The organism is Microbacterium croceum, assembly GCF_023091245.1.
In the GTDB taxonomy this organism is placed as follows: Bacteria; Actinomycetota; Actinomycetes; order Actinomycetales; family Microbacteriaceae; genus Microbacterium; species Microbacterium croceum.
In genome coordinates this window covers 475,817-497,064 of sequence record NZ_JAHWXN010000002.1, presented here as the reverse complement: position 1 = coordinate 497,064, position 21,248 = coordinate 475,817, and the positions used below count along the sequence as shown (strand labels likewise).

The window sequence follows — 21,248 nt, the reverse complement described above, 5'->3', positions numbered from 1 at the left end:
CATGGCGAAGATCAAGAAGGGTGACCTGGTTCAGGTCATCACCGGATCCAAGGACGAGCGCGGCAAGCAGGGCAAGGTCCTCGAGATCCTGTCCGAGCGCAACCGCGTCGTCGTCGAGGGCGTGAACTACGTCACCAAGCACACCCGCGTCGGTCAGACGCAGCGTGGCACCAAGACGGGTGGCCTCGAGACTGTCGAGGCTCCCATCCACATTTCGAATGTCGCACTCGTCGACCCTTCGACCAAGAAGCCGACCAAGGTCGGCCACCGGGTCGAGGAGCAGGTGAAGGACGGCGTCAAGCGCAACGTCCGCGTGCGCTTCGCGAAGAAGAGCGGTAAGGACCTCTGATGGCAGCTACTGACGCTGCGGAGGCTGTCAAGGTGCAGCCCCGCCTGAAGGCGAAGTACAACTCTGAGATCAAGAAGGCTCTGCAGGAAGAGTTCGGTTACGCGAACGTCATGCAGATCCCCGGACTGGTCAAGGTCGTCGTGAACACCGGTGTCGGCGAGGCAGCTCGCGACAGCAAGGTGATCGATGGCGCGGTCGACGACCTCACCAAGATCACCGGCCAGAAGCCGATCGTCACGAAGGCCCGCAAGTCCATCGCGCAGTTCAAGCTGCGTGAGGGACAGCCCATCGGCGCGCACGTCACCCTCCGCGGTGACCGCGCCTGGGAGTTCGTGGACCGCCTCGTCTCGCTCGCACTGCCTCGTATCCGCGACTTCCGCGGACTCTCGGGCAAGCAGTTCGACGGCAACGGCAACTACACCTTCGGTCTCCAGGAGCAGAGCGTCTTCCACGAGATCGATCAGGACCGCATCGACCGGGTTCGCGGCTTCGACATCACCGTCGTCACCACCGCGAAGACGGATGACGAGGGTCGGGCACTGCTCCGCCACCTCGGCTTCCCGTTCCGCTCGGAAGACGCACAGGCGTGATCCCTCGACAGGCTCAGGAACCCTCGGGTTTCTGAGCCTGTCGGATTCATCGCCAATGTGCACGTACAATTGAAGATTGCGTGCTCATCGCAGGCCGTCTGTCGTGTAACGGCAGCCGGAACCTCATGAACAAAGGAACAAAACCATGACAATGACAGACCCGGTCGCAGATATGCTGACCCGTCTGCGCAACGCGAACTCGGCGCACCACGAATCCGTGACCCTGCCGTCGAGCAAGCTGAAGACGAACATCGCCGCCATCCTCCAGCAGGAGGGCTACATCGCCGGCTGGGAGACCTCTGACGCTCGCGTCGGAAAGAACCTGACGCTGACGCTGAAGTACGGCCCGAACCGTGAGCGGTCGATCGCAGGCATCAAGCGTGTCTCGAAGCCCGGCCTCCGCGTGTACGCGAAGTCCACGGAGCTCCCCACGGTCCTCGGCGGCCTCGGCGTGGCCATCCTGTCCACCTCCTCCGGTCTTCTCACCGACCGTCAGGCAGAGCAGAAGGGCGTGGGCGGAGAAGTTCTCGCCTACGTGTGGTAATTCGAAATGTCGCGTATTGGACGACTTCCCATCGACGTGCCTGCGGGCGTCACCGTTTCGGTCGACGGCCGTGAGGTCGCGGTGAAGGGCCCCAAGGGTGAACTCACCCTCACGGTGGCCAGCCCCATCGAGGTCGCGGTCGAGGAGAACCAGATTCTGGTCTCCCGTCCCGACGACGAGCGCGCGTCGCGGTCGCTTCACGGCCTGACCCGCACGCTCATCAACAACAACATCATCGGCGTGACCCAGGGCTACACCAAGGGTCTCGAGGTCGTCGGAACCGGTTACCGCGTGGCTCAGAAGGGCAGCTCGGTCGAGTTCGCACTCGGCTTCTCGCACCCGGTCCTGATCGACCCGCCCGCCGGGATCACGCTCACGGTCGAGGGCAACAACAAGCTCACCGTCAGCGGAATCGACAAGCAGGCTGTCGGCGAGGCAGCTGCCAACATCCGCAAGATCCGCAAGCCCGAGCCGTACAAGGGCAAGGGTGTGCGCTACGCCGGCGAGATCGTGCGTCGCAAGGCCGGAAAGAGTGGTAAGTAACCATGGCTCTCAAGTCAAAGTCTGACGCCCGCGCGCGTCGTCACGCCCGCCTTCGCAAGAAGGTCGTCGGCACCGAGGTGCGGCCGCGCCTCGTCGTCAACCGTTCGGCTCGCCACGTCTTCGTGCAGCTCGTCGACGACAGCAAGGGTCACACCGTGGCGTCGGCTTCGACGCTCGAGACCGACCTGCGCTCGCTCGAGGGTGACAAGACCGCCAAGGCTCGCAAGGTCGGCGAGCTTCTCGCCGAGCGCGCAAAGGCTGCCGGCGTTTCCGAGGCAGTGTTCGACCGTGGTGGCAACCGCTACGCCGGTCGTGTCGCAGCCATCGCCGATGGCGCCCGTGAAGGGGGGCTGGCACTGTGAGTGACAACAAGGAGAACGAAGTGACCGAAACGGCAGCTGCCGCTCCTGAGGCGGCCGCAGTCGTCTCTGAGACGGCCGCCGGTACGACCCAGGCCGAGCCTGCTCGCGAAGGCCGCCGTGGCGGCGGACGCGATCGCAACCAGGGCGGCGGACGTGACCGCAACTCGCGCGATCGTGGGGACAACCAGTTCCTCGAGCGTGTGGTCACCATCAACCGTGTCTCGAAGGTCGTGAAGGGTGGACGTCGCTTCAGCTTCACCGCTCTCGTGGTCGTCGGTGACGGCAACGGTCTCGTCGGTGTCGGATACGGCAAGGCTCGTGAGGTTCCCCTCGCGATCTCGAAGGGTGTCGAAGAGGCCAAGCGCAACTTCTTCCGCGTTCCGCGCGTCGGCAGCACGATCCCGCACCCGGTGCAGGGTGAGGCGGCCGCCGGTGTGGTTCTGCTGCGCCCGGCCGCGGCCGGTACCGGTGTTATCGCCGGTGGTCCCGTCCGCGCCGTGCTCGAGTGCGCCGGTATCCACGACGTCCTGTCGAAGTCCCTCGGCTCGTCGAACACGATCAACATCGTGCACGCGACCGTCGCTGCTCTGAAGCAGCTCGAGGAGCCCCGTGCGGTCGCCGCGCGTCGTGGTCTCGAGTTCGACCAGGTGGCTCCGGCGCGTCTCGTCCGTGCGGAGGCCGAGGCCATCGCCGCACAGAAGGTAGGTGCCTGATGGCTTCGCGCCTCAAGGTCACGCAGGTCAAGTCCAAGGTGAGTGAGAAGCAGAACCAGCGTGACACGCTGCGCAGCCTCGGTCTCAAGCGAATCGGCGACAGCACCGTTCGCCCCGACGACGCGCAGACGCGCGGTTACGTCAAGACCGTCGCCCACCTCGTCAAGGTTGAGGAGATCGACTAATGGCTGAGAAGAACGACGCCGTCGAGGCCGAGAAGGCCCCGAAGAAGGCTGCCGCTCCCAAGGCTGCCGCCGAGAAGAAGCCCGCAGCGAAGAAGGCTCCGGCCAAGGCCGCCGCCTCCGACGCCAAGGCTGACGCTGCGGCCAAGAAGCCCGCCGCCAAGAAGGCTGCGCCGAAGAAGGATGCTCCGGCATCCCGCCCCGGCGTGCTGAAGGTTCACCACCTGCGTCCGGTCCCCGGCGCCAACACCGCGAAGACCCGTGTCGGTCGTGGTGAGGGCTCCAAGGGTAAGACCGCCGGTCGTGGTACCAAGGGCACCAAGGCTCGCAACACCGTTCGCGTCGGCTTCGAGGGTGGGCAGATGCCTCTGCACATGCGCACCCCGAAGCTGCGCGGGTTCAAGAACCCGTTCCGCGTGGAGTACCAGGTCGTGAACCTGGAGAAGCTCGCGGAGCTGTACCCGAAGGGTGGCGACGTCACCATCAGCGACCTCGTCGCCAAGGGTGCCGTTCGCAAGAACGAGAAGGTCAAGGTTCTCGGAAACGGCGACATCGCCGTGAAGCTCACCGTCGCGGTCGACAAGGTCTCGGGTTCTGCCGAGCAGAAGATCGTGGCTGCCGGCGGATCCGTCAAGTAACCACCAGGCAAGAGGGGCCGGAGATTCTCCGGCCCCTCTTGTGGTTGGTCTCCCCGCCTGGTCCGTGTAGGTTACCCTGGTCTTTCAGCCGCCCTTCGGGATTCGGCAACCCTTTCAGGAGGAACGTCCTTGTTTAGCGCCATCGCGCGGATCTTCCGCACGCCCGACCTGCGTCGGAAGATCGGTTTCACCCTGGCGATCGTCGCCATCTACCGGCTGGGCTCCAACGTGCCTGCCCCGTTCGTGCATTTCCCGAACGTGGAGGAGTGCCTCGCCCAGAACTCGGGCGCAGACGGACTGCTCGGTCTGGTCAACCTCTTCTCCGGCGGAGCGCTTCTGCAGCTGTCGATCTTCGCGCTGGGCGTCATGCCCTACATCACCGCGACGATCATCACGCAGCTGCTGCGCGTCGTCATTCCGCACTTCGAGGCGCTGCACAAGGAAGGCCAGGCCGGTCAGGCCCGCCTGACCCAGTACACGCGCTACCTCACCATCGCGCTGGCGCTGCTGCAGTCGACCACGCTGGTCACGGTGGCCCGCAGCGGCCAGCTCTTCGGCACGACGGATGTCGCCGCCTGCCAGAACCTGCTCACGAATGACGTGTGGTGGGCGCAGCTGCTCATCATCATGGCGATGACCGCCGGTACCGGACTCATCATGTGGTTCGCGGAACTCGTCACCGAGCGTGGCATCGGCAACGGCATGTCCCTCCTGATCTTCACCTCGATCTCCGCCACCTTCCCCGGCGCCATGTGGATGATCTGGGAGAGCAAGGGCTTCGAGGTCTTCCTGCTCGTGCTCCTGGTGGGCATCATCGTGATGGGTCTCGTCGTGTTCGTCGAGCAGTCGCAGCGTCGCATCCCGGTGCAGTACGCCAAGCGGATGGTCGGACGCCGCACTTACGGCGGTACGAACACCTACATCCCGATCAAGGTGAACATGGCGGGTGTGATCCCCGTGATCTTCGCCTCGTCGCTGCTGTACATCCCGGCGCTGATCGCGCAGTTCAACACCCCGCAGGACGGATCGACTCCGCCGGCATGGGTCTCCTGGATCAGTGCGAACTTCACCACGGGCAACCACCCGGTCTACATGGCCGTGTACTTCCTGCTCATCATCGGCTTCACCTACTTCTACGTCGCGATCACGTTCAACCCGGTCGAGGTCGCCGACAACATGAAGAAGTACGGCGGGTTCATCCCGGGCATCCGTGCCGGACGTCCGACCGCCGAGTACCTCGACTACGTGCTCACACGTATCACGCTCCCCGGTTCCATCTACCTGGGTCTCATCGCGCTGATTCCGCTCATCGCCCTCGCCACGGTCGGCGCCAACCAGAACTTCCCGTTCGGTGGCGCCTCGATCCTGATCATCGTGGGTGTGGGTCTTGAGACGGTCAAGCAGATCGACGCGCAGCTGCAGCAGCGCCACTACGAAGGGCTTCTTCGATGACAGCATCCGCACGTCTCCTGATCGTCGGCCCTCAGGGCTCCGGCAAGGGCACGCAGGGTGTGCGCATCGCCGAGTCGTACGGCATCCCCGTGGTGTCGACGGGAGACATCTTCCGCGCGAATATCAAGGAGGGGACGCCGCTCGGCCAGCAGGTCACGGCGATCCTCGACAAGGGTGATCTGGTGCCGGACGAGCTGACCAGCGAGATCGTGCGCGACCGCCTGTCGCAGGAGGATGCGGCGAACGGGTTCCTGCTCGACGGCTACCCCCGCAACACGGCGCAGGTGGCGCACCTCGAGGCGTTCCTGGCCGAGCGGGGCGTCGCTCTCGACGCCGTGATCCTGCTCGATGTCCCACGCGAGGAGAGCCTGTCGCGGCTCACGCTGCGTGCGACCGAGCAGGGGCGTTCGGATGACACGCCGGAGGCCATCGGTCACCGCCTCGACATCTACGAGCGTGAGACGGCGCCGATCCTCGAGGTCTACGGCGCCAAGGGCATCGTCGACCGCATCGATGGGGTCGGATCGCTCGAGGAGATCACCTCGCGTATCTTCGCTGCGCTGACCGCTCGTGGTCTTCGCCTCGCGGCCTGAGCGGACCGATGTTCCGTCGGTCGATCTACAAGACTCCGGCTCAGTTGCGGGCCATGGTCGAGCCCGGTCTCATCACCGCAGCGGCCCTGGACGCGGTGCGTCCGCTGATCCGGCCCGGTGTCACGACGCTCGAGCTCGATGAGGCCGCCAACCGCGTGATCGTCGAGCGGGGAGCGGAGTCCAACTTCCAGCTCGTGCGCGGCTACCACCACACCATCTGCGTGTCGGTGAACGCGCAGGTCGTGCACGGCATCCCCGGTGAGCTCGTCCTGCAGCCGGGCGACATCGTGTCCGTCGACTGCGGTGCGCAGTTCGAGGGCTGGAACGGCGACAGCGCCGTGACCTTCGTCGTTCCGGACCCGGAGCGCCCTGAGCTCGTCGCCCGACGCGAGGAGCTCTCGCGCGTCACAGAGGGCTCGCTCTGGGCCGGAGTCGCGGCCATGGCCACGGCGTCGCACATCGGCGAGATCGGCGCAGCCATCCAGGAGTACATCGAGGCGCAGGGGCCATCGGCCGTGTCGGGGGAGACCTACGGCATCCTCCGCGAGTACGTCGGCCATGGCATCGGACGCAAGATGCACGAGGCGCCGAGCGTCTTCAATTACCGCACGCCGGATCCCGGCCCCGAGATCAAGGACGGCCTCGTCCTGGCGATCGAGCCCATGGTGACCGCGGGCGGCGAGGCGACCTACATCGAGGACGACGACTGGACCGTCACGACCGTCGACGGTAGCGATGGTTCGCACTGGGAACACAGCGTCGCCCGTCACGTGGGCGGGATCTGGGTGCTCACGGCGGCGGATGGCGGTGCCGCCGGCCTGGCGCCGTTCGGCATCGTGCCGGTACCTGTCGCCTGATCCTGCGGGCATCCCTCACACGAACCGCATAGGCTGATACGGCAGAATCCAAAGGTACATGCGCCTGCATGAGGTGCGGCGATACCGAGAGAAACGGAAGACAATGGCAGCGGCGAAGAGCAACACCAACTGGTTCGCGATCGGCGTCTCCGCCGCCGTGGTCGTCGTACTGGTCGCCCTGGGCGGACTCGTGGTGTTCCTGAACAACCAGGCCACGGCTCCCGGCGTCGCACCGCAGAGCGCGATTGTGGATGATAAAACCGGAGCCATCACCTTCGGGGGTGGCGAAGACAGCATCGACACCTACGTTGACTTCATGTGCCCCGTCTGCGGGCAATTCGAGGACGCGTATGGCGAGCAGCTCCAAACGGCGGCGGCGGATGACAAGATCACCTTGAACATCCATCCGATCTCTATTCTTGACTTCCAGTCGCAGAACTCGAAGTACTCGACGCGCGCCGCCAACTCGATGTACTGCGTGGCGGCTGAGGCTCCGGACTCCGCGCTCGATTACTTCAACTCGCTCTTCGCCAACCAGCCGCAGGAAGGCACTGCAGGGCTCACTGACGAGCAGCTCGGCGACCTCGCCACACAGGCCGGCGCGGAGGCCGCGGTCTCTTGCATCACCGACGGCACGTATTCGAAGTTCGTAGCGGACCAGACGAAGAACACTCCGCCGGACCCCGACACCGGGCGCGTGGGAACGCCGACTGTGGTGATCAACGGCGATCGCATCAACAACGCAGACATCCAGGCGGAGTTCAGCAAGATACTGGGATAACGCCCGGTCCCGGACTCGTGCGAGTTACGGTCGCATCGAATCAATCGATTCGATACGACCGGAGGACAGGGAATGAAGACGAAGTACCGCTCGATTGGCGCGAAGCTATTCGCAGGCGCAGCGATCGTGATGGGCGCTCTGGGCGCCGGAGTGCTGACCGCCGCACCCGCGAGCGCCGCAACGACCTGCAATCTCAGCTGGGCGAACGAGAAGCCAGACGTTGTAGGTACGTGTCGGGTTGACCCCGGCAAGAAGGTCACTGTGAAGGTGACGTGCCAGTCTCTCCCCGGGTATCAGGCCTTCACCAAGACCAAGGTGATCCGCGCGTCGCAGTCATTCGTGTGGGACAGTGGCTGTCACAAGCCGTTCTACTCGAAAGGCAAAGTCTCGTACTCGGTCAGCAAGGCCTAGCCCCCCACCGGGAACGCGAAGGGAGTTCCGGCATCCTGCTCAGGTTGCCGGAACTCCCTTCGTCGTCTAATATAGATCTTTGGTGCTTTGTGCCTTGATTCGGCGTGTCCGGCGGTGCAGCACCACAATCCAATCACCCACCGCAGATCGACCGGTCTGCAGAAGCGTCAGCGAGGCTATGGCTAAGAAAGACGGTGTCATCGAGATCGAGGGCGTGATCTCCGAAGCACTGCCCAACGCGATGTTCCGCGTTGAGCTCAGCAACGGACACAAGGTCCTGGCAACGATCTCCGGCAAGATGCGGCAGAACTACATCCGTATCATCCCCGAGGACCGCGTGGTCGTGGAGCTCAGCCCCTACGACCTCACCCGCGGCCGTATCGTCTACCGCTACCGCTGACCGGTCGAGAAGTAACGGCCTGCCTCGGCATCGGGGCGGTACGAAGACAGCGAACAGGAAACATCATGAAGGTCAACCCCAGCGTCAAGCCCATCTGCGATCACTGCAAGGTGATCCGCCGTCACGGCCGCGTCATGGTGATCTGCAAGAGCAACCCGCGTCACAAGCAGCGCCAGGGCTAAGCACCGGCGTTGCGCGGCATCGCTCGCGCACATCTCATAACTGAATACACAGACGGCAGGATCAGAACCCTTCCCTCCCGGGCCCTTCGACAGGCTCAGGGGCCCAGAAGGGGGACACCTCGGGCGGAGGCCCGGGCACCGATCCTGTCCCACACCTCCACAACATCCAGGAGAACCGCATGGCACGTCTTGCCGGCGTTGACATCCCGCGCGATAAGCGCGTGGTGATCGCCCTTACCTACATCTACGGCGTCGGCCGTACCCGCTCGGTCGAGATCCTCAAGGCAACGGAGATCGACGAGAGCATCCGCGTGAAGGACCTCAGCGACGACCAGCTGATCGCCCTCCGCGACTACATCGAAGGCAACTACAAGGTGGAGGGTGACCTGCGCCGCGAGGTCGCCGCAGACATCCGCCGCAAGGTCGAGATCGGCTCCTACGAGGGCATCCGCCACCGTCGTGGTCTCCCGGTCCGTGGTCAGCGCACCAAGACCAACGCCCGTACCCGCAAGGGCCCGAAGCGCACCGTCGCAGGCAAGAAGAAGGCCCGCTAAGCGGGGCCCCAGGGACTAGGAGAACACTTTCATGGCTGCACCCAAGGCCGCCGCGCGCAAGCCGCGCCGCAAGGAAAAGAAGAACATCGCGCTGGGCCAGGCCCACATCAAGTCGACGTTCAACAACACGATCGTCTCGATCACCGACCCGTCCGGCGCCGTCATCGCGTGGGCATCGTCGGGTGGCGTGGGCTTCAAGGGCTCCCGCAAGTCGACCCCGTACGCCGCCGGTATGGCTGCCGAGTCTGCTGCCCGTCAGGCGGCGGAGCACGGCGTCAAGAAGGTCGACGTCCTCGTGAAGGGTCCAGGCTCCGGCCGCGAGACCGCGATCCGTTCGCTCCAGGCCGCAGGCCTCGAGGTCGGCTCGATCCAGGACGTCACCCCGCAGGCGCACAACGGATGCCGCCCGCCGAAGCGTCGCCGCGTCTGATCCGGCTGGTTGAGCCGCTCGTGCCTTCGACATACTGAAGCGCCGAGCGGCTCTCCGCCCGCGTGCGGGCATCGACTTCCACAACTCAAGACCTCACCCACCACATGTCATATAGCGGGCATGTGATCGAAAGGAACACAGAGTGCTTATTGCACAGCGTCCCACACTGACCGAGGAAAAGATCGTCGAGAACCGTAGCCGGTTCATCATCGAGCCTCTGGAGCCCGGCTTCGGTTACACGATCGGCAACGCGCTGCGCCGCAGCCTGCTTTCGTCGATCCCCGGCGCCGCGGTCACCAGCGTTCGCATCGACGGTGTGCTGCACGAGTTCAGCACCATCCCCGGCGTGAAGGAGGATGTCACCGAGATCATCCTCAACATCAAGCAGCTGGTCGTCTCCTCGGAGCGCGACGAGCCCATCACGGCGTACCTGCGCAAGACCGGTGCGGGCGAAGTGACCGCCGCTGACATCTCGGCTCCGGCCGGTGTCGAGGTCCACAACCCCGAGCTCGTCATCGCGACGCTCAACGACACCGCGAAGTTCGAGCTCGAGCTGACGATCGAGCGTGGCCGTGGCTACGTCTCGGCGACGCAGAACCGCAACGAGTACGCCGAGGCCGGCCAGGTGCCGATCGACTCGATCTACTCGCCCGTCCTGAAGGTCAGCTACCGCGTCGAGGCGACTCGTGCCGGTGAGCGCACCGACTTCGACAAGCTCGTCCTCGACGTCGAGACCAAGTCCTCGATCAGCCCCCGCGACGCCGTCGCGTCGGCTGCGAAGACGCTGACCGAGCTGTTCGGTCTCGCTCGCGAGCTGAACGTCGAGGCCGAGGGCATCGAGATCGGCCCGGCGCCGGTGGAGGCAGTGAACTCCAGCGAGCTGTCGATGCCGATCGAGGACCTCGACCTGTCGGTCCGTTCGTACAACTGCCTGAAGCGTGAGGGCATCAACACCGTTTCTGAGCTCGTCGCCCTGTCGGAGACGCAGCTCATGAACATCCGCAATTTCGGCCAGAAGTCGGTCGACGAGGTGCGCGACAAGCTCATCTCGCTCGGTCTGTCGCTCAAGGATTCGGTGCCCGGTTTCGACGGCGCCCACTTCTACGGCGGCAGCGAAGACGAGTCCTTCTGATACCCGACCTTTCTGACCAGGAGCTAGACGATTATGCCCAAGCCCACTAAGGGTCCCCGCCTCGGAGGCGGCCCCGCACACGAGCGCCTCATGCTTGCGAACCTCGCAGCCGCGCTCTACACCCACAAGTCGATCAAGACGACCGAGACGAAGGCCAAGCGCCTCCGTCCGCTCGCTGAGCGTCTGATCACCTTCGCCAAGCGTGGCGACCTGCACGCGCGTCGTCGCGTGCTGGCCGTCATCGGTGACAAGAGCGTCGTCCACACGCTCTTCGCCGAGATCGCTCCGCTCGTCGCGGACCGCGAGGGTGGCTACACCCGTATCACCAAGGTCGGGAACCGCAAGGGCGACAACGCCCCCATGGCCGTGATCGAGCTCGTCCTCGAGCCCGTCAACCCGAAGCCGAAGTCGGCCAAGAAGACCGCCAAGGCTGAGAAGCCGGCCGAGGTCGTCGAGGAGGCTCCCGTCGAGGAGGCTCCCGTCGAGGAGGCTCCCGAGGCTGCCGCGGAGGAGGCTCCCGCTGAGGAGACCACCGAGGCTCCCGCCGAGGAGAAGTCCGAGTAATCACTCGACCTCATGAAGAAGCCCGCCGCCCTTCCGGGGTGGCGGGCTTCGTCCTGTCCGGGGCGATGTCGGGCGGCTGCGGGGTGCCGCGACGATTCACGGACGTCGAGACGGATCGCGGAGCATCCGCCGCCGAAACCTCTGCAGATCGTCACACACTCCGTGAATCGTCGGACGGAGCGTGCGCGCCGTCGTGTCAACGGGAGCGCAGGTCCTTGCGCAGGATCTTGCCGGATGTCGACTTCGGGATCGCGTCTATGAACTCGACCTGACGCACCTTCTCGTGCGGCGCCACGCGCCCGGCGACATGGGCGATCACGGCATCGGCGTCGAGCTCCGCGCCCTGCTGCACGACGACGAATGCCTTCGGCACCTCCTGGCCGTCGTCGTCCAGCGCGCCGATCACTGCGGCGTCGGCGATCGACGGATGCTCGAGCAGCACCGCCTCCAGTACCGCCGGGGCGACCTGGTAGCCCTTGTACTTGATCAGTTCCTTGAGGCGGTCGACGATCCGGAAGATACCGTCGTGGGTGACCGTGGCGACGTCTCCGGTGTGCAGCCACCCGTCGGCGTCGAGCATCTCCGCTGTGGCATCCGGTCGGTTCAGGTATCCGCTCATCACCTGCGGACCGCGGATGAGGAGCTCTCCCGGCTCGCTGGCTCCGTCGGCGGGAACCTCGACCTCGGCGCCGGTCTCCGCGTCGAGCAGACGCGCCTCCGTGCCGGCGAGCAGCAGTCCCACCGAGGAGCGATCGATGTCGTCGCGATCGTAGGGGATGGCGTGGGTCACCGGGCTGGTCTCTGTCATGCCGTAGCCCTGGCACACCGTGCAGCCCAGGCGCGTGGCGACCGCCGAGGCGAGAGCGCCGTCCAGCGGGGCGGCCCCCGAGAAGATGACCTTGATCGCCGAGAGGTCGTACTGATCGACCAGCGGATGCTTCGCGAGCGCCACCGCGATCGGCGGGGCGATGAAGACCCAGCTGGTGCGATGCTCGGCGACCACCCGAAGGAACTCGACGAGGTCGAACTTCGGCATGGTGACGAGGGCGGCGCGTTGCCGCAGCGCGAAGTTGAGGAGCACCGTCATGCCGTAGATGTGGAAGAACGGCAGCACGGCCAGCACCCGGTCGTCATCGCCGAGCGCGATCGTCGAGCGGCACTGCGAGACGTTGGCGACCAGATTGCGGTGAGTGAGCATCACACCCTTCGGGCGTCCGGTCGTCCCCGAGGAGTAGGGGAGCACGGCGAGATGTGTCGCGGGGTCGAACGAGACCTCCGGCGCTGCGCGTCCCTCGCCCAGGAGCCCGGGGAGCGACGGGTGTCCTTCGGTCCCATCGAGCACGATGAGGTGATCGGCGTCGATGCCGACCTCGGCCGCAGCAGCGAGAGCTCCGGGCAGCAGGGGAGACACGGTGATCAGCCACTCTGCGCCGGCATCGGTGAGCTGGCTCGCGATCTCGTCAGGGGTGTAGAGCGAGTTGATGGTGGTGGCTGTGGCCCCCGCGCGCAGGATGCCGTGGAAGACCGTGGCGAAGGCCGGGATGTTCGGGCACAGTACGCCGATGCGCGTCCCGACGCCGACGCCCCGTGCCGCGAGCGCGCCGGCGAAGAGACCGATCTGCCCGACGAGCTCTCGATAGGTCGTGGTCGCGCCGCTCATGCCGTCGACCAGCGCGACCGCGTCCAGACGCGCATCGTCGAGGTCGCCGAACAAGAAGTCGTACACGGAGAGGTCCGGGATGTCCAGGTCGGGGAATGTGCTGCGAACCATCAGATCTCCTTCGATCCGTCCGATGCCGGCGCCATCACCGGTGTCGCGATCCAGTCTCGCATATGACGGCACTGCGTCCCAGGGGTGAACGCGGTCATCGAGCATCACGACACGGCGCGAGTTGCCACCACGCGGTGTACCCCGCAACTGGGGGATCCCGTGCTGGGGGCGTGACGCCCGCGGAAGGGTGTGCTCTCCTGGGAGCGAGAGGTGCGCACATCTCCCCTTTCCCCACCGTGCCGCGCCGCTCGTGAACTGATCGCAGCTGTCGCGTGACTCCCACTGCGCGACGATGCACAGGCACACCGGAAGGCCCGGTCGCGGCTCCCCCCGCGCTCGGGCCTTCTGCTCGTCGTCGTCACCGTCACGGTCGTCGGGAAGCTCGTGGCACGGAGTAGGCTGGTCGGCGGTGCGGCCGTCGTGCGTCGCGGGGGAGGAACGCAGCGTGGACGAAGTCGCAGCAGGTCTGCGCCGAGGGCCGCGAGCATACGCCGCCTTCATCGGAATCGGCCTGCTCGCCGGGTTGCTCTCCGGTCTCTTCGGCGTCGGCGGGGGCACGGTCATCGTGCCGCTGCTCGTGCTGCTTCTCCAGTTCGACCAGCGCATCGCCGCCGGCACCTCGCTCGCCGCGATCGTGCCGACGGCCAGCGTCGGGGTGATCTCCTACGCCATCTCCGGCTCAGTCGCCTGGATCCCCGCCCTCATCCTCGCGGCCGGGGCCGTGGTTGGCGCGCAGATCGGCACCCGACTCCTTCCGCGGATCTCGCAGACCGCGCTGCGCTGGGGTTTCGTCGGCTTCCTGGTTCTCGTCATCATCACGCTGTTCGTCGTCATTCCTTCGCGCGATGCGACCTTCGATCTCACGCTGCTCACCGGACTCGCGCTGGTCGGAGTGGGGCTCGGCACGGGTGTGCTCGCCGGCCTGATCGGCGTCGGCGGCGGCGTGATCGTCGTCCCCGTCCTGATGCTGGCTTTCGGCACCAGCGATCTGGTGGCCAAGGGCACGTCGTTGCTGATGATGATCCCGACGGCGGTGTCCGGCACGATCGGCAACCTGCGCACCCGCAACGTCGACCTGCCCGCTGCCGCATTCATCGGAGTCTCGGCCTGCACGACGACCGCTCTCGGCGCCTGGATCGCAACCCTGATCGACCCCACGGTCGGCAACATTCTCTTCGCGGCATATCTCGTGGTGATCGCCGTGCAGATGGCGCTCAAGGCCGTGCGAGGTCGCCGCAAGGGCTGACGCGGAACCCGCCGACCGCCACGCTCGATAGGATCGAGGGGTGGCAGTGAACACAGATCTGATCGGCCGGGAGTTCCCGCCGACCGCCCCGTACCTCGTCGGCCGTGAGAAGGTGCGCGAGTTCGCGCGCGCTGTCTTCGCCGATGCCCCTCAGCACACCGACGTGGAGGCGGCCCGCGCGGCCGGTTACGCCGACGTCGTGGCACCGCCGACCTTCGCGATGGTCATCCAGGACCTGACGCTGCAGCAGCTGCTCGCGCTGCCGGACTCGGGCATCGTGTTGTCCCGCACGATCCACGCGGAGCAGCGGTTCACCTACTCGCGACCGATCGTGGCCGGCGACGAGCTCGTCGGACAGCTGCGCGTCACCGGCATCCGCACGATGGCCGGCAACGCACTGATCACCAGCGAGGCTGAGATCACCGATGTCGCCGGCGCCCACGTGGTGACCGCCACCAGCGTCCTGCTGGTCGGCGAGGACACAGAGGATGCCAAGGAAGAGGAGGGGACGCACTGATGTCGTATTCCGTCGGAGACGTCCTCGCCGAACGCACCGTGCACCTGACCCGAGAGTCGCTCGTGCGCTACGCCGGAGCATCCGGAGACTTCAACCCCATCCACTACCGCGACGACATCGCCACCGCGGTGGGACTGCCGGGCGTCCTCGCCCACGGCATGCTCACGATGGGCATCGCCTCATCCGTGCTCCTCGCCGCGCTCGACCCCGGCGTGCGCATTCTCGACTACGGCGTTCGTTTCACGAAGCCCGTGGTCGTCGACCCGGTGGAGGGCGCTGATGTGCACGTCATCGCGACCGTCGGCGCCGTCGATGACGAAGCCGCACGGGTCGACCTGAAGGTCACCTTCGGTGACGCCACCGTGCTCGTCAAGGCGCAGCTGCGCATCGCGGCCTGACATGCAGGAGATCGATCCGATCCGTCTCGCCGACCTCACGACGCTCCGCACGGGGGCTGCCCCCGAGCGGATGCAGGAGGCCACGACCACCGCGGGACTCGTCGAGGCCCTGCGCGATACCTGGGCTCGCGGCGACGAGTGGTTCGTGCTCGGCGGCGGTTCCAACCTCTTCGTCGGAGATGAGCCCTTCGAGGGCACGGTCATCCGCATCCGCACCACCGGGATCGAAGAGCTGCCCTCGCCGCATGCCGGCCGCATCCGTCTTCGCGCACAGGCGGGGCACGGGTGGGATGACTTCGTCGCCTACGCCGTGGAGCACGGCTATGCGGGGCTCGAGGCGATGTCCGGGATCCCCGGCACTGTCGGTGCTGCCCCGGTACAGAACATCGGTGCCTACGGGCAGGAGGTGCAGGAGACCCTGGTCGAGGTCGAGCTGATCGACGAGAGCACAGGCGAGATCTCCACCGTTCCCGCCGCTGCGCTCGGGCTCGGATTCCGCACCTCGGTGCTCAAGCACCACTACGGCAGCGAGCCGCAGCGCCGAGCCGTCATCCTGTCCGTCACCGTCGACCTGGTCGTGACGCCGGAGCGCATCGTGCGCGGGGAGCAGCTGCGCCGAGCCCTCGGGCTCGACAGCGACGCTCCGGTCTCCCTGTCGTGGGTGCGCGAGCGGATCCTCGCCACCCGCGGGTCCAAGGGGATGCTGCTCGACGAGAACGATCCAGACACGCACGGCGTGGGGTCCTTCTTCCAGAACGCGATCGTGCCGGAATCCGTCGCCCGCGCGCTGCCTCCGGAGTGCCCGCGTTGGCCCGTCGCCCCCGATCTCGACGCGATCACGATCATCCCGCTGGCGAACTACGACGGCCTGGTTCCCGCCCCGCGGCGTGGTCCCACCGACGTCAAGGTGAGCGCCGCCTGGCTCATCGAACACGCCGGGATCCGCAAGGGGTTCAGGCTGCCCCGCTCGCGTGCCGCTGTATCGACAAAGCACGCCCTTGCGCTCACGAACCGTGGGGGAGCGAGCGCCGCCGAGGTCGCAGAGCTCGCGCGCTTCATCCAGAGCCGAGTCCACGCGGAGTTCGGGCTGGTGCTCCAGCCGGAACCGGTGCTGGTCGGCGTCGAGCTCTGAGGGCGGTCGGGGCTACACTCGCCGCATGAGCGGACTGGTCCCCTATCTCCTGTTCCCCGGCAACGCCGCCGAGGCGATGCGCCACTATCAATCCGTCTTCGGCGGCGTGCTGGAGATGTTCGACTACGAGCAGCTGGACAGACACGACGGTCCGAGCGACGCGATCGGGCACGCGACGCTGCAGGGCGTCGTGGCGTTGTCCGGAGCGGATGCCGGTATCGACGACGACGCCGTGCAGATGAACGGCATGTTCCTCGCGCTGCTCGGCACCGCCGATGCGTCGACGCTCACCGGCTGGTTCGCCGATCTGTCCGTGGGCGGTCGTGTGATCGACCCGCTGCAGCGGCGTGCCTGGGGTGACTGGGACGGCACGCTCGTCGACCGCTACGGCATCCGCTGGCTGATCGGCTACCACCCGCAGGAGTGAAGGGCGCGCGCGGGCAGTCGGTGCCCGCGCGCGCCCGTGCGTCTCAGGAGAACAGGCGCTGGAGGCGCTGTACGCCCGTGAGCAGGGCCTCGTCCCCGAGGGCGTACGACATGCGGATGTAGCCGCTGGGGCCGAACGCCTCGCCGGGCACCACAGCGACCTCGGCCTGCTCCAGGATCAGGTCGGCCAGCTCGAGAGACGTGGTCGGTGTCACTCCGCCCCAGGTGCGGCCGAGCAGGCCCTGCACGTCGGGGTACACGTAGAAGGCACCGAGCGGGTTCGGCACGACCAGTCCGTCGATCTTCGAGAGCTCCGAGACGATGAGGCGGCGGCGGCGGTCGAAGGCCTCGCGCATCTGCTCCGCCTCGGTCTGCGGGCCGTTGAGCGCGGCGATCGCGGCCTTCTGGGCGACGTTGTTCACGTTGCTCGTGAGATGCGACTGCAGGTTGCCGGCGACCTTGATGGCATCGGCCGGCCCGACCATCCAGCCCACGCGCCATCCGGTCATGGCGTAGGTCTTGGCGACGCCGTTGACCAGGATCGTCTGGCCGGCGACAGCAGGCACGGCCTCGACGATCGACGTCGCCTTCACGCCCTCGTAGGTGAGGTTCTGGTAGATCTCGTCGCTGATGATCCAGATGCCGTGCTCGAGTGCCCACTCGCCGATGGCCGCGGTCTCTTCCTCGGTGTACACCGAGCCGGTCGGGTTCGATGGTGACACGAAGACGAGCGCCGTGGTGCGCTCGGTGCGGGCGGCTTCGAGCTGCTCGACCGTGACCTTGTAATCCTGGTCGGCGCCGGCGAACACCTCGACGGGTGTGCCGTCGGCCAGGCGGATCGCCTCGGGGTAGGTGGTCCAGTAGGGGGCGGGGAGCAGCACCTCGTCGCCCGGGTTCACCACGGTCTGGAACGCCTGGTACACGGACTGCTTGCCGCCGTTGGTCACGATGACCTGGCTCGGGGACACCTCGAGACCGGAGTCGCGCAGAGTCTTCGCGGCGATCGCCTCACGCAGCGCGGGGAGACCTGCTGCGGGGGTGTACCGGTAGTTCGCGGGGTCGGCGAGAGCCTCGGCGGCGGCATCCACGATGAACTGCGGCGTCGCGAAATCCGGCTCGCCGGCGGCATAGGAGATGATGTCCTTGCCTTCCGCCTTGAGAGCCTTCGCCTTCGCATCGACCTTGAGGGTCGCAGACTCGGCGATCGCGGACAGTTTGCGGGAGAGAGGAGCGCGTTCAGTCACGATTACGAGCGTACTCGGGTCGGCGCCATTCGCTCATGAGGAGTCACGAAACGCCGTGCCGGATGACCGGCATGCGGCGGTTCCTGACTCCTCACGGGGTGCGCCGCAGGAGTGGTCCAGGTCACAGGCCGTGCGCCCGCGCGACGGCATCCAGCACGATGCGTCCGCCCTGCACGTTCAGGCCCTTCGCGAGGGCGGCGTCATCCGCAGCGGCGCGCTCCCAGCCCTTGCCCGCGATCGCCGAGACGTACGGCAGCGTCGCGTTGGTCAGAGCGCGGGTCGCTGTCTCGGGAACGGCGCCGGGCATGTTCGCCACGCAGTAGTAGATCGAATCGTGCACCGGGAAGGTGGGAGCGTCGTGCGTGGTCGGGCGCGAACCCTCGAAGCATCCGCCCTGGTCGATCGCGATGTCGACGAGCACCGAGCCGGGCTTCATGGTCGCGACCATCTCGTCGGTGACGAGCTTGGGGGCGGCGGCACCGGGGATGAGCACGGAGCCGATCACGAGGTCGGCGGTCGCGAGCTCCTCGGCGATGTCGTAACGGCTGGAGGCGCGGGTCTCCAGCGCACCGCCGTAGCGGTGCTCGAGCTCGCGCAGGCGCGGCAGCGAGATGTCGATCACGGTGACCTTCGAGCCGAGGCCGAGCGCATTGGCCGCGGCGTGCTCGCCGGCGACGCCGCCGCCGATGACGACCGTCTTGGCACGCGGCGTGCCCGCGATGCCGCCGAGCAGGGTGCCGCGTCCGCCATTCGAGCGCAGCAGCGAATAGGAGCCCATGGGCACGGAGAGTCGGCCGGCGATCTCACTCATCGGCACCAGGAGCGGCAGGCTGCGGTCGGGCAGCTGCACGGTCTCGTAGGCCACCGCCGTGGTCCCGGCGTCGACGAGGGCCGTGGTCAGCGGACGGTCGGCGGCGAGGTGCAGGTAGGTGAAGAGGGTGAGGTCCGGTCGCAGGAAGCCGTACTCCTGCGCGATCGGCTCCTTGACCTTGATCAGGAGGTCGGCGTCGCCCCAGACCTCGGCCGCGGAGTCGACGATCTCGGCGCCGGCGGCGCGGTAGGCGTCGTCGGAGATGCTCGATCCGAGGCCGGCGCCGGACTGCACGAGCACTCGGTGCCCCTCGTGGACGAGGCGGTCGGTGCCTGCGGGCGTCAACGCGACGCGGTTCTCGTTGTTCTTGACCTCAGTGGGTACGCCGATCTTCATCGATCCTCCTCGTGTGGGTGTGACTGCACACAGAATCGCAGAAACATCGGCACTTCAACAGATTTCATTCAGAACATTCGGCGGGACGCGAAATCCTGAATAATGCTTCGTATGGAACAGTCGGATACGGCAGGCTCGCCGAACACTCTTCGGGCGCCCGCGCTCGATGAGATCGATGCCCGGATCGTGCGCCTCCTCGGCGCGGACGGCCGGATGACCAACGCCGAGCTCGCCGCCACGCTCGGTGTGGCGCCTTCCACGGCCCACGCGCGCCTGCGGTCGCTGATCGAGCGCGGAGTCATCACCGGTTTCCACGCGAGCGTCGATGAGCGGATGCTGGGCGCGGGTCTCCAGGCGATCATCGGGGTGAGCCTGCGTCCGAGCGCGCGGCGGGAGAGCATCGTCGCGTTCGCCGACCGGGTGCGCGCGCTGCCCCAGGTGATCCAGGTGTTCTTCCTCGGGGGAGAGGACGACTTCCTGCTCCACATCGCGGTGGCCGATTCCTCGCAGATGCGCGAGTTCGTGCTCGAGCACCTCTCGGCGCAGAGCAGCGTCGCATCGACCCGCACCAGCATCGTCTTCGACTACCACCGCAACTCCGTCGCAGCGGCTTTCCGCTAGTCCACGCCGCGCCTCTCGGCACTCTTCAGCGGGCCCGCATCCCACGCCTTCCGCGCCCGGGTAGGTGTGGACACCGCAGCGCTGCGGGCGGCCGCATCGTATATTGCACGCGCCCGAAGCGCTTCGTTAGGGTGTGTGCGGGGATGGGGTTGGGGTGCGCGCGTCGCGTGGGCGGCACGCGCCTGACATGGGGGACCATGATGGTGCAGGCTCTGGGGAATTCCGATGCTCTCGTCGTGTGCGAGTCGCTTTTCGTCGTCGTGTGCGAGCGTCGCGCGTGACGGCGATCACCGCCGGTGAGACCGCTGCCTGGATGCGGCGCCTGTCCGGCGGCCTCTCGCGTGAGGACACGGAGGACCATCGTGACCAGCACCCGCCGGACTGGTACACCTCCGCGGTCATCCGACTCGACGGTCCGATCGGCATGCAGCAGCTGTCGAACTTCGGAACCATGAAGGCCGCCGACCCTCTCGCCTTTGAGGCGGCGCTGCTGCGTCGCTCCATCGGCGCGACGATGCTGTTCAGCACACTCGAGACGCCGCATACCGTCACCTACGATCGCGGCGCTCCGCAGGATGAGGACATCATCATCGTCGGGATGTCGAACCTCGGCGGGCAGCGGCTGCACACCGCGCACGGCGTCCACGACCTGCGCGTCGGCCGGATGGGGTTCATGTCGAGCGTGGGCTCCTCCGCTGCCGAGCACCTCGGTCTGAGTGAGACGACCGGGGTGGTGGTCCCGCTCACGGCGATCCCCGGATACCGCCATACGCTGTCGGACGGCGCCGGGCTGTTCCCCGACACGCCGCTCACGCGGGCGGCGGGGGCGGCGATGGGCCGGATGCTCTACGAGTGGGTGCGGGATGCCGATCAGGACGCGGGTGCGCTCACGGGCACGGAGTCGGCGCTGGTCGCTCTTGTGCGAGGGCTGTTCCGCCAGCTCCCCGGCGACGGCGAGACCGACCGGGTCAGCCGGGTCAGAGCGGAGGCTGCGCAGATCATCGAACGCCGGCACCGCGACGCCGGGTTCGGGATCGACGAGCTCGCCGCAGAGCTGCACATGAGCCGTCGCCAGTTGTTCCGCTTCTTCGCGGGCGCCGATGAGAGCCTCTCGGCGCAGTTGCTGCGTCGCCGCCTCGCGACCGCGCGGGAGGAGCTGCTCGTGGTTCCCGCGCAGGAGCTCGCGGTGGTGGCGAGCAAGGCGGGGTTCGTCGATGCGGCGGCTCTGCGCGCGCAGTTCTCGCGGCACGTGGGCGGGAGCCCCAGCGCCTTCCGCCTCGCCGCCCGCTCACGGCCGGTGCAACTCGCCGAAGCGATGCTGTTGACGGATGAGCAGACGAGTCCTCCGCAGTGAGCGCAGCGGCGATCCGGCGACATGCGAACGCGCAACGAGTGCCAAGCCGGTTATT

29 protein-coding genes are annotated in these 21,248 nt (G+C 66.8%); 26 read left to right on the top strand and 3 right to left on the bottom strand.

The genetic code is table 11. The features are described from left to right. Nucleotide 1: 1 nt before the first annotated feature. The 19 genes from rplX to rplQ all read left to right on the top strand — a co-directional run bounded on the left by rplX (nt 2) and on the right by rplQ (nt 11,277). A complete protein-coding gene (gene rplX, locus KZC51_RS16465) occupies nt 2-349 on the top strand; it encodes a 50S ribosomal protein L24 (protein WP_247631095.1) in 348 nt (115 codons plus the stop codon). Continuing rightward, nucleotides 349-939, top strand: a complete 591-nt coding sequence (gene rplE / locus KZC51_RS16460; protein WP_247631094.1) for a 50S ribosomal protein L5 — start codon at nt 349-351, stop codon at nt 937-939. Before rplX ends, rplE begins: the two co-directional genes overlap by 1 nt. A gap of 145 nt (nt 940-1,084) precedes the next feature. Next, a complete protein-coding gene (gene rpsH, locus KZC51_RS16455) occupies nt 1,085-1,483 on the top strand; it encodes a 30S ribosomal protein S8 (protein WP_247631093.1) in 399 nt (132 codons plus the stop codon). Between the two features lie 6 nt (nt 1,484-1,489). Beyond that, entirely contained in the window at nt 1,490-2,026 is a 537-nt protein-coding gene (rplF, locus tag KZC51_RS16450; protein WP_247631092.1) for a 50S ribosomal protein L6, read from the top strand. A gap of 2 nt (nt 2,027-2,028) precedes the next feature. After that, nucleotides 2,029-2,388, top strand: coding sequence for a 50S ribosomal protein L18 (gene rplR, locus KZC51_RS16445; protein WP_029260926.1), 360 nt, complete (start codon nt 2,029-2,031; stop codon nt 2,386-2,388). Nucleotides 2,389-2,408: 20 nt separating this feature from the next. Next, entirely contained in the window at nt 2,409-3,101 is a 693-nt protein-coding gene (gene rpsE / locus KZC51_RS16440; protein WP_372491805.1) for a 30S ribosomal protein S5, read from the top strand. Then, nucleotides 3,101-3,286: a 50S ribosomal protein L30 gene (gene rpmD / locus KZC51_RS16435; RefSeq protein ID WP_046013417.1), complete on the top strand. Its 186-nt coding sequence runs from the start codon at nt 3,101-3,103 to the stop codon at nt 3,284-3,286. The genes rpsE and rpmD overlap by 1 nt, the downstream gene beginning before the upstream one ends. After that, a complete protein-coding gene (rplO, locus tag KZC51_RS16430; protein WP_247631091.1) occupies nt 3,286-3,921 on the top strand; it encodes a 50S ribosomal protein L15 in 636 nt (211 codons plus the stop codon). The genes rpmD and rplO overlap by 1 nt, the downstream gene beginning before the upstream one ends. A gap of 129 nt (nt 3,922-4,050) precedes the next feature. Beyond that, on the top strand, nt 4,051-5,373 hold the full coding sequence (secY, locus tag KZC51_RS16425; RefSeq protein ID WP_247631090.1) for a preprotein translocase subunit SecY: 1,323 nt from the start codon (nt 4,051-4,053) through the stop codon (nt 5,371-5,373). Next, a complete protein-coding gene (locus KZC51_RS16420; RefSeq protein WP_247631089.1) occupies nt 5,370-5,966 on the top strand; it encodes an adenylate kinase in 597 nt (198 codons plus the stop codon). The genes secY and KZC51_RS16420 overlap by 4 nt, the downstream gene beginning before the upstream one ends. An 8-nt stretch (nt 5,967-5,974) precedes the next feature. Further along, the gene (gene map / locus KZC51_RS16415; RefSeq protein ID WP_247631088.1) at nt 5,975-6,823 is read left to right on the top strand and encodes a type I methionyl aminopeptidase; all 849 of its coding nucleotides are present in this window, start codon (nt 5,975-5,977) and stop codon (nt 6,821-6,823) included. Between the two features lie 103 nt (nt 6,824-6,926). Then, nucleotides 6,927-7,604 carry a DsbA family protein gene (locus KZC51_RS16410; protein ID WP_247631087.1) on the top strand — a complete coding sequence of 226 codons (678 nt, stop codon included), beginning with the start codon at nt 6,927-6,929 and terminating at the stop codon, nt 7,602-7,604. A 72-nt stretch (nt 7,605-7,676) separates the two neighbouring features. Next, the gene (locus tag KZC51_RS16405; protein ID WP_247631086.1) at nt 7,677-8,015 is read left to right on the top strand and encodes a hypothetical protein; all 339 of its coding nucleotides are present in this window, start codon (nt 7,677-7,679) and stop codon (nt 8,013-8,015) included. A 178-nt stretch (nt 8,016-8,193) separates the two neighbouring features. Further along, nucleotides 8,194-8,415 carry a translation initiation factor IF-1 gene (gene infA / locus KZC51_RS16400; RefSeq protein WP_017201569.1) on the top strand — a complete coding sequence of 74 codons (222 nt, stop codon included), beginning with the start codon at nt 8,194-8,196 and terminating at the stop codon, nt 8,413-8,415. Nucleotides 8,416-8,480: 65 nt separating this feature from the next. Beyond that, on the top strand, nt 8,481-8,597 hold the full coding sequence (gene rpmJ / locus KZC51_RS16395) for a 50S ribosomal protein L36 (protein WP_005050492.1): 117 nt from the start codon (nt 8,481-8,483) through the stop codon (nt 8,595-8,597). A gap of 179 nt (nt 8,598-8,776) precedes the next feature. After that, on the top strand, nt 8,777-9,151 hold the full coding sequence (gene rpsM / locus KZC51_RS16390; protein WP_047524098.1) for a 30S ribosomal protein S13: 375 nt from the start codon (nt 8,777-8,779) through the stop codon (nt 9,149-9,151). A gap of 31 nt (nt 9,152-9,182) precedes the next feature. Further along, entirely contained in the window at nt 9,183-9,581 is a 399-nt protein-coding gene (gene rpsK / locus KZC51_RS16385) for a 30S ribosomal protein S11 (protein ID WP_017829189.1), read from the top strand. A gap of 142 nt (nt 9,582-9,723) precedes the next feature. Then, entirely contained in the window at nt 9,724-10,713 is a 990-nt protein-coding gene (locus KZC51_RS16380; RefSeq protein WP_141870974.1) for a DNA-directed RNA polymerase subunit alpha, read from the top strand. 33 nt (nt 10,714-10,746) lie between these two features. After that, entirely contained in the window at nt 10,747-11,277 is a 531-nt protein-coding gene (rplQ, locus tag KZC51_RS16375; RefSeq protein ID WP_247631085.1) for a 50S ribosomal protein L17, read from the top strand. A gap of 196 nt (nt 11,278-11,473) precedes the next feature. Here rplQ and KZC51_RS16370 read toward each other — a convergent pair whose 3' ends face one another. Continuing rightward, nucleotides 11,474-13,048, bottom strand: a complete 1,575-nt coding sequence (locus KZC51_RS16370) for an AMP-binding protein (protein ID WP_247631084.1) — start codon at nt 13,046-13,048, stop codon at nt 11,474-11,476. 445 nt (nt 13,049-13,493) lie between these two features. On the opposite strand from KZC51_RS16370, the gene KZC51_RS16365 reads away from it, so the two are divergent. The 5 genes from KZC51_RS16365 to KZC51_RS16345 are packed head-to-tail and all read left to right on the top strand — an operon-like array spanning nt 13,494 to nt 16,768. Continuing rightward, nucleotides 13,494-14,294: a sulfite exporter TauE/SafE family protein gene (locus tag KZC51_RS16365; RefSeq protein ID WP_247631083.1), complete on the top strand. Its 801-nt coding sequence runs from the start codon at nt 13,494-13,496 to the stop codon at nt 14,292-14,294. Nucleotides 14,295-14,334: 40 nt separating this feature from the next. Next, entirely contained in the window at nt 14,335-14,811 is a 477-nt protein-coding gene (locus KZC51_RS16360; RefSeq protein ID WP_247631082.1) for an FAS1-like dehydratase domain-containing protein, read from the top strand. Continuing rightward, nucleotides 14,811-15,209: a MaoC/PaaZ C-terminal domain-containing protein gene (locus KZC51_RS16355; protein ID WP_247631081.1), complete on the top strand. Its 399-nt coding sequence runs from the start codon at nt 14,811-14,813 to the stop codon at nt 15,207-15,209. Before KZC51_RS16360 ends, KZC51_RS16355 begins: the two co-directional genes overlap by 1 nt. Before the next feature lies 1 nt (nt 15,210). After that, on the top strand, nt 15,211-16,341 hold the full coding sequence (locus tag KZC51_RS16350) for a UDP-N-acetylmuramate dehydrogenase (RefSeq protein ID WP_247631080.1): 1,131 nt from the start codon (nt 15,211-15,213) through the stop codon (nt 16,339-16,341). Between the two features lie 25 nt (nt 16,342-16,366). Next, nucleotides 16,367-16,768 carry a VOC family protein gene (locus KZC51_RS16345; protein ID WP_247631079.1) on the top strand — a complete coding sequence of 134 codons (402 nt, stop codon included), beginning with the start codon at nt 16,367-16,369 and terminating at the stop codon, nt 16,766-16,768. 43 nt (nt 16,769-16,811) lie between these two features. On the opposite strand, the gene KZC51_RS16340 is transcribed toward KZC51_RS16345, so the two are convergent. Next, nucleotides 16,812-18,011, bottom strand: a complete 1,200-nt coding sequence (locus KZC51_RS16340) for a pyridoxal phosphate-dependent aminotransferase (protein WP_247631078.1) — start codon at nt 18,009-18,011, stop codon at nt 16,812-16,814. Between the two features lie 121 nt (nt 18,012-18,132). Beyond that, the gene (ald, locus tag KZC51_RS16335) at nt 18,133-19,218 is read right to left on the bottom strand and encodes an alanine dehydrogenase (RefSeq protein WP_247631077.1); all 1,086 of its coding nucleotides are present in this window, start codon (nt 19,216-19,218) and stop codon (nt 18,133-18,135) included. A 102-nt stretch (nt 19,219-19,320) separates the two neighbouring features. Between ald and KZC51_RS16330 the strand changes: the two genes are divergently transcribed. Both KZC51_RS16330 and KZC51_RS17905 read left to right on the top strand, forming a co-directional pair. Further along, a complete protein-coding gene (locus tag KZC51_RS16330) occupies nt 19,321-19,839 on the top strand; it encodes an Lrp/AsnC family transcriptional regulator (RefSeq protein ID WP_247631076.1) in 519 nt (172 codons plus the stop codon). 277 nt (nt 19,840-20,116) lie between these two features. Beyond that, entirely contained in the window at nt 20,117-21,193 is a 1,077-nt protein-coding gene (locus KZC51_RS17905) for an AraC family transcriptional regulator (RefSeq protein WP_247631075.1), read from the top strand. The last annotated feature ends 55 nt before the right edge of the window (nt 21,194-21,248 follow it).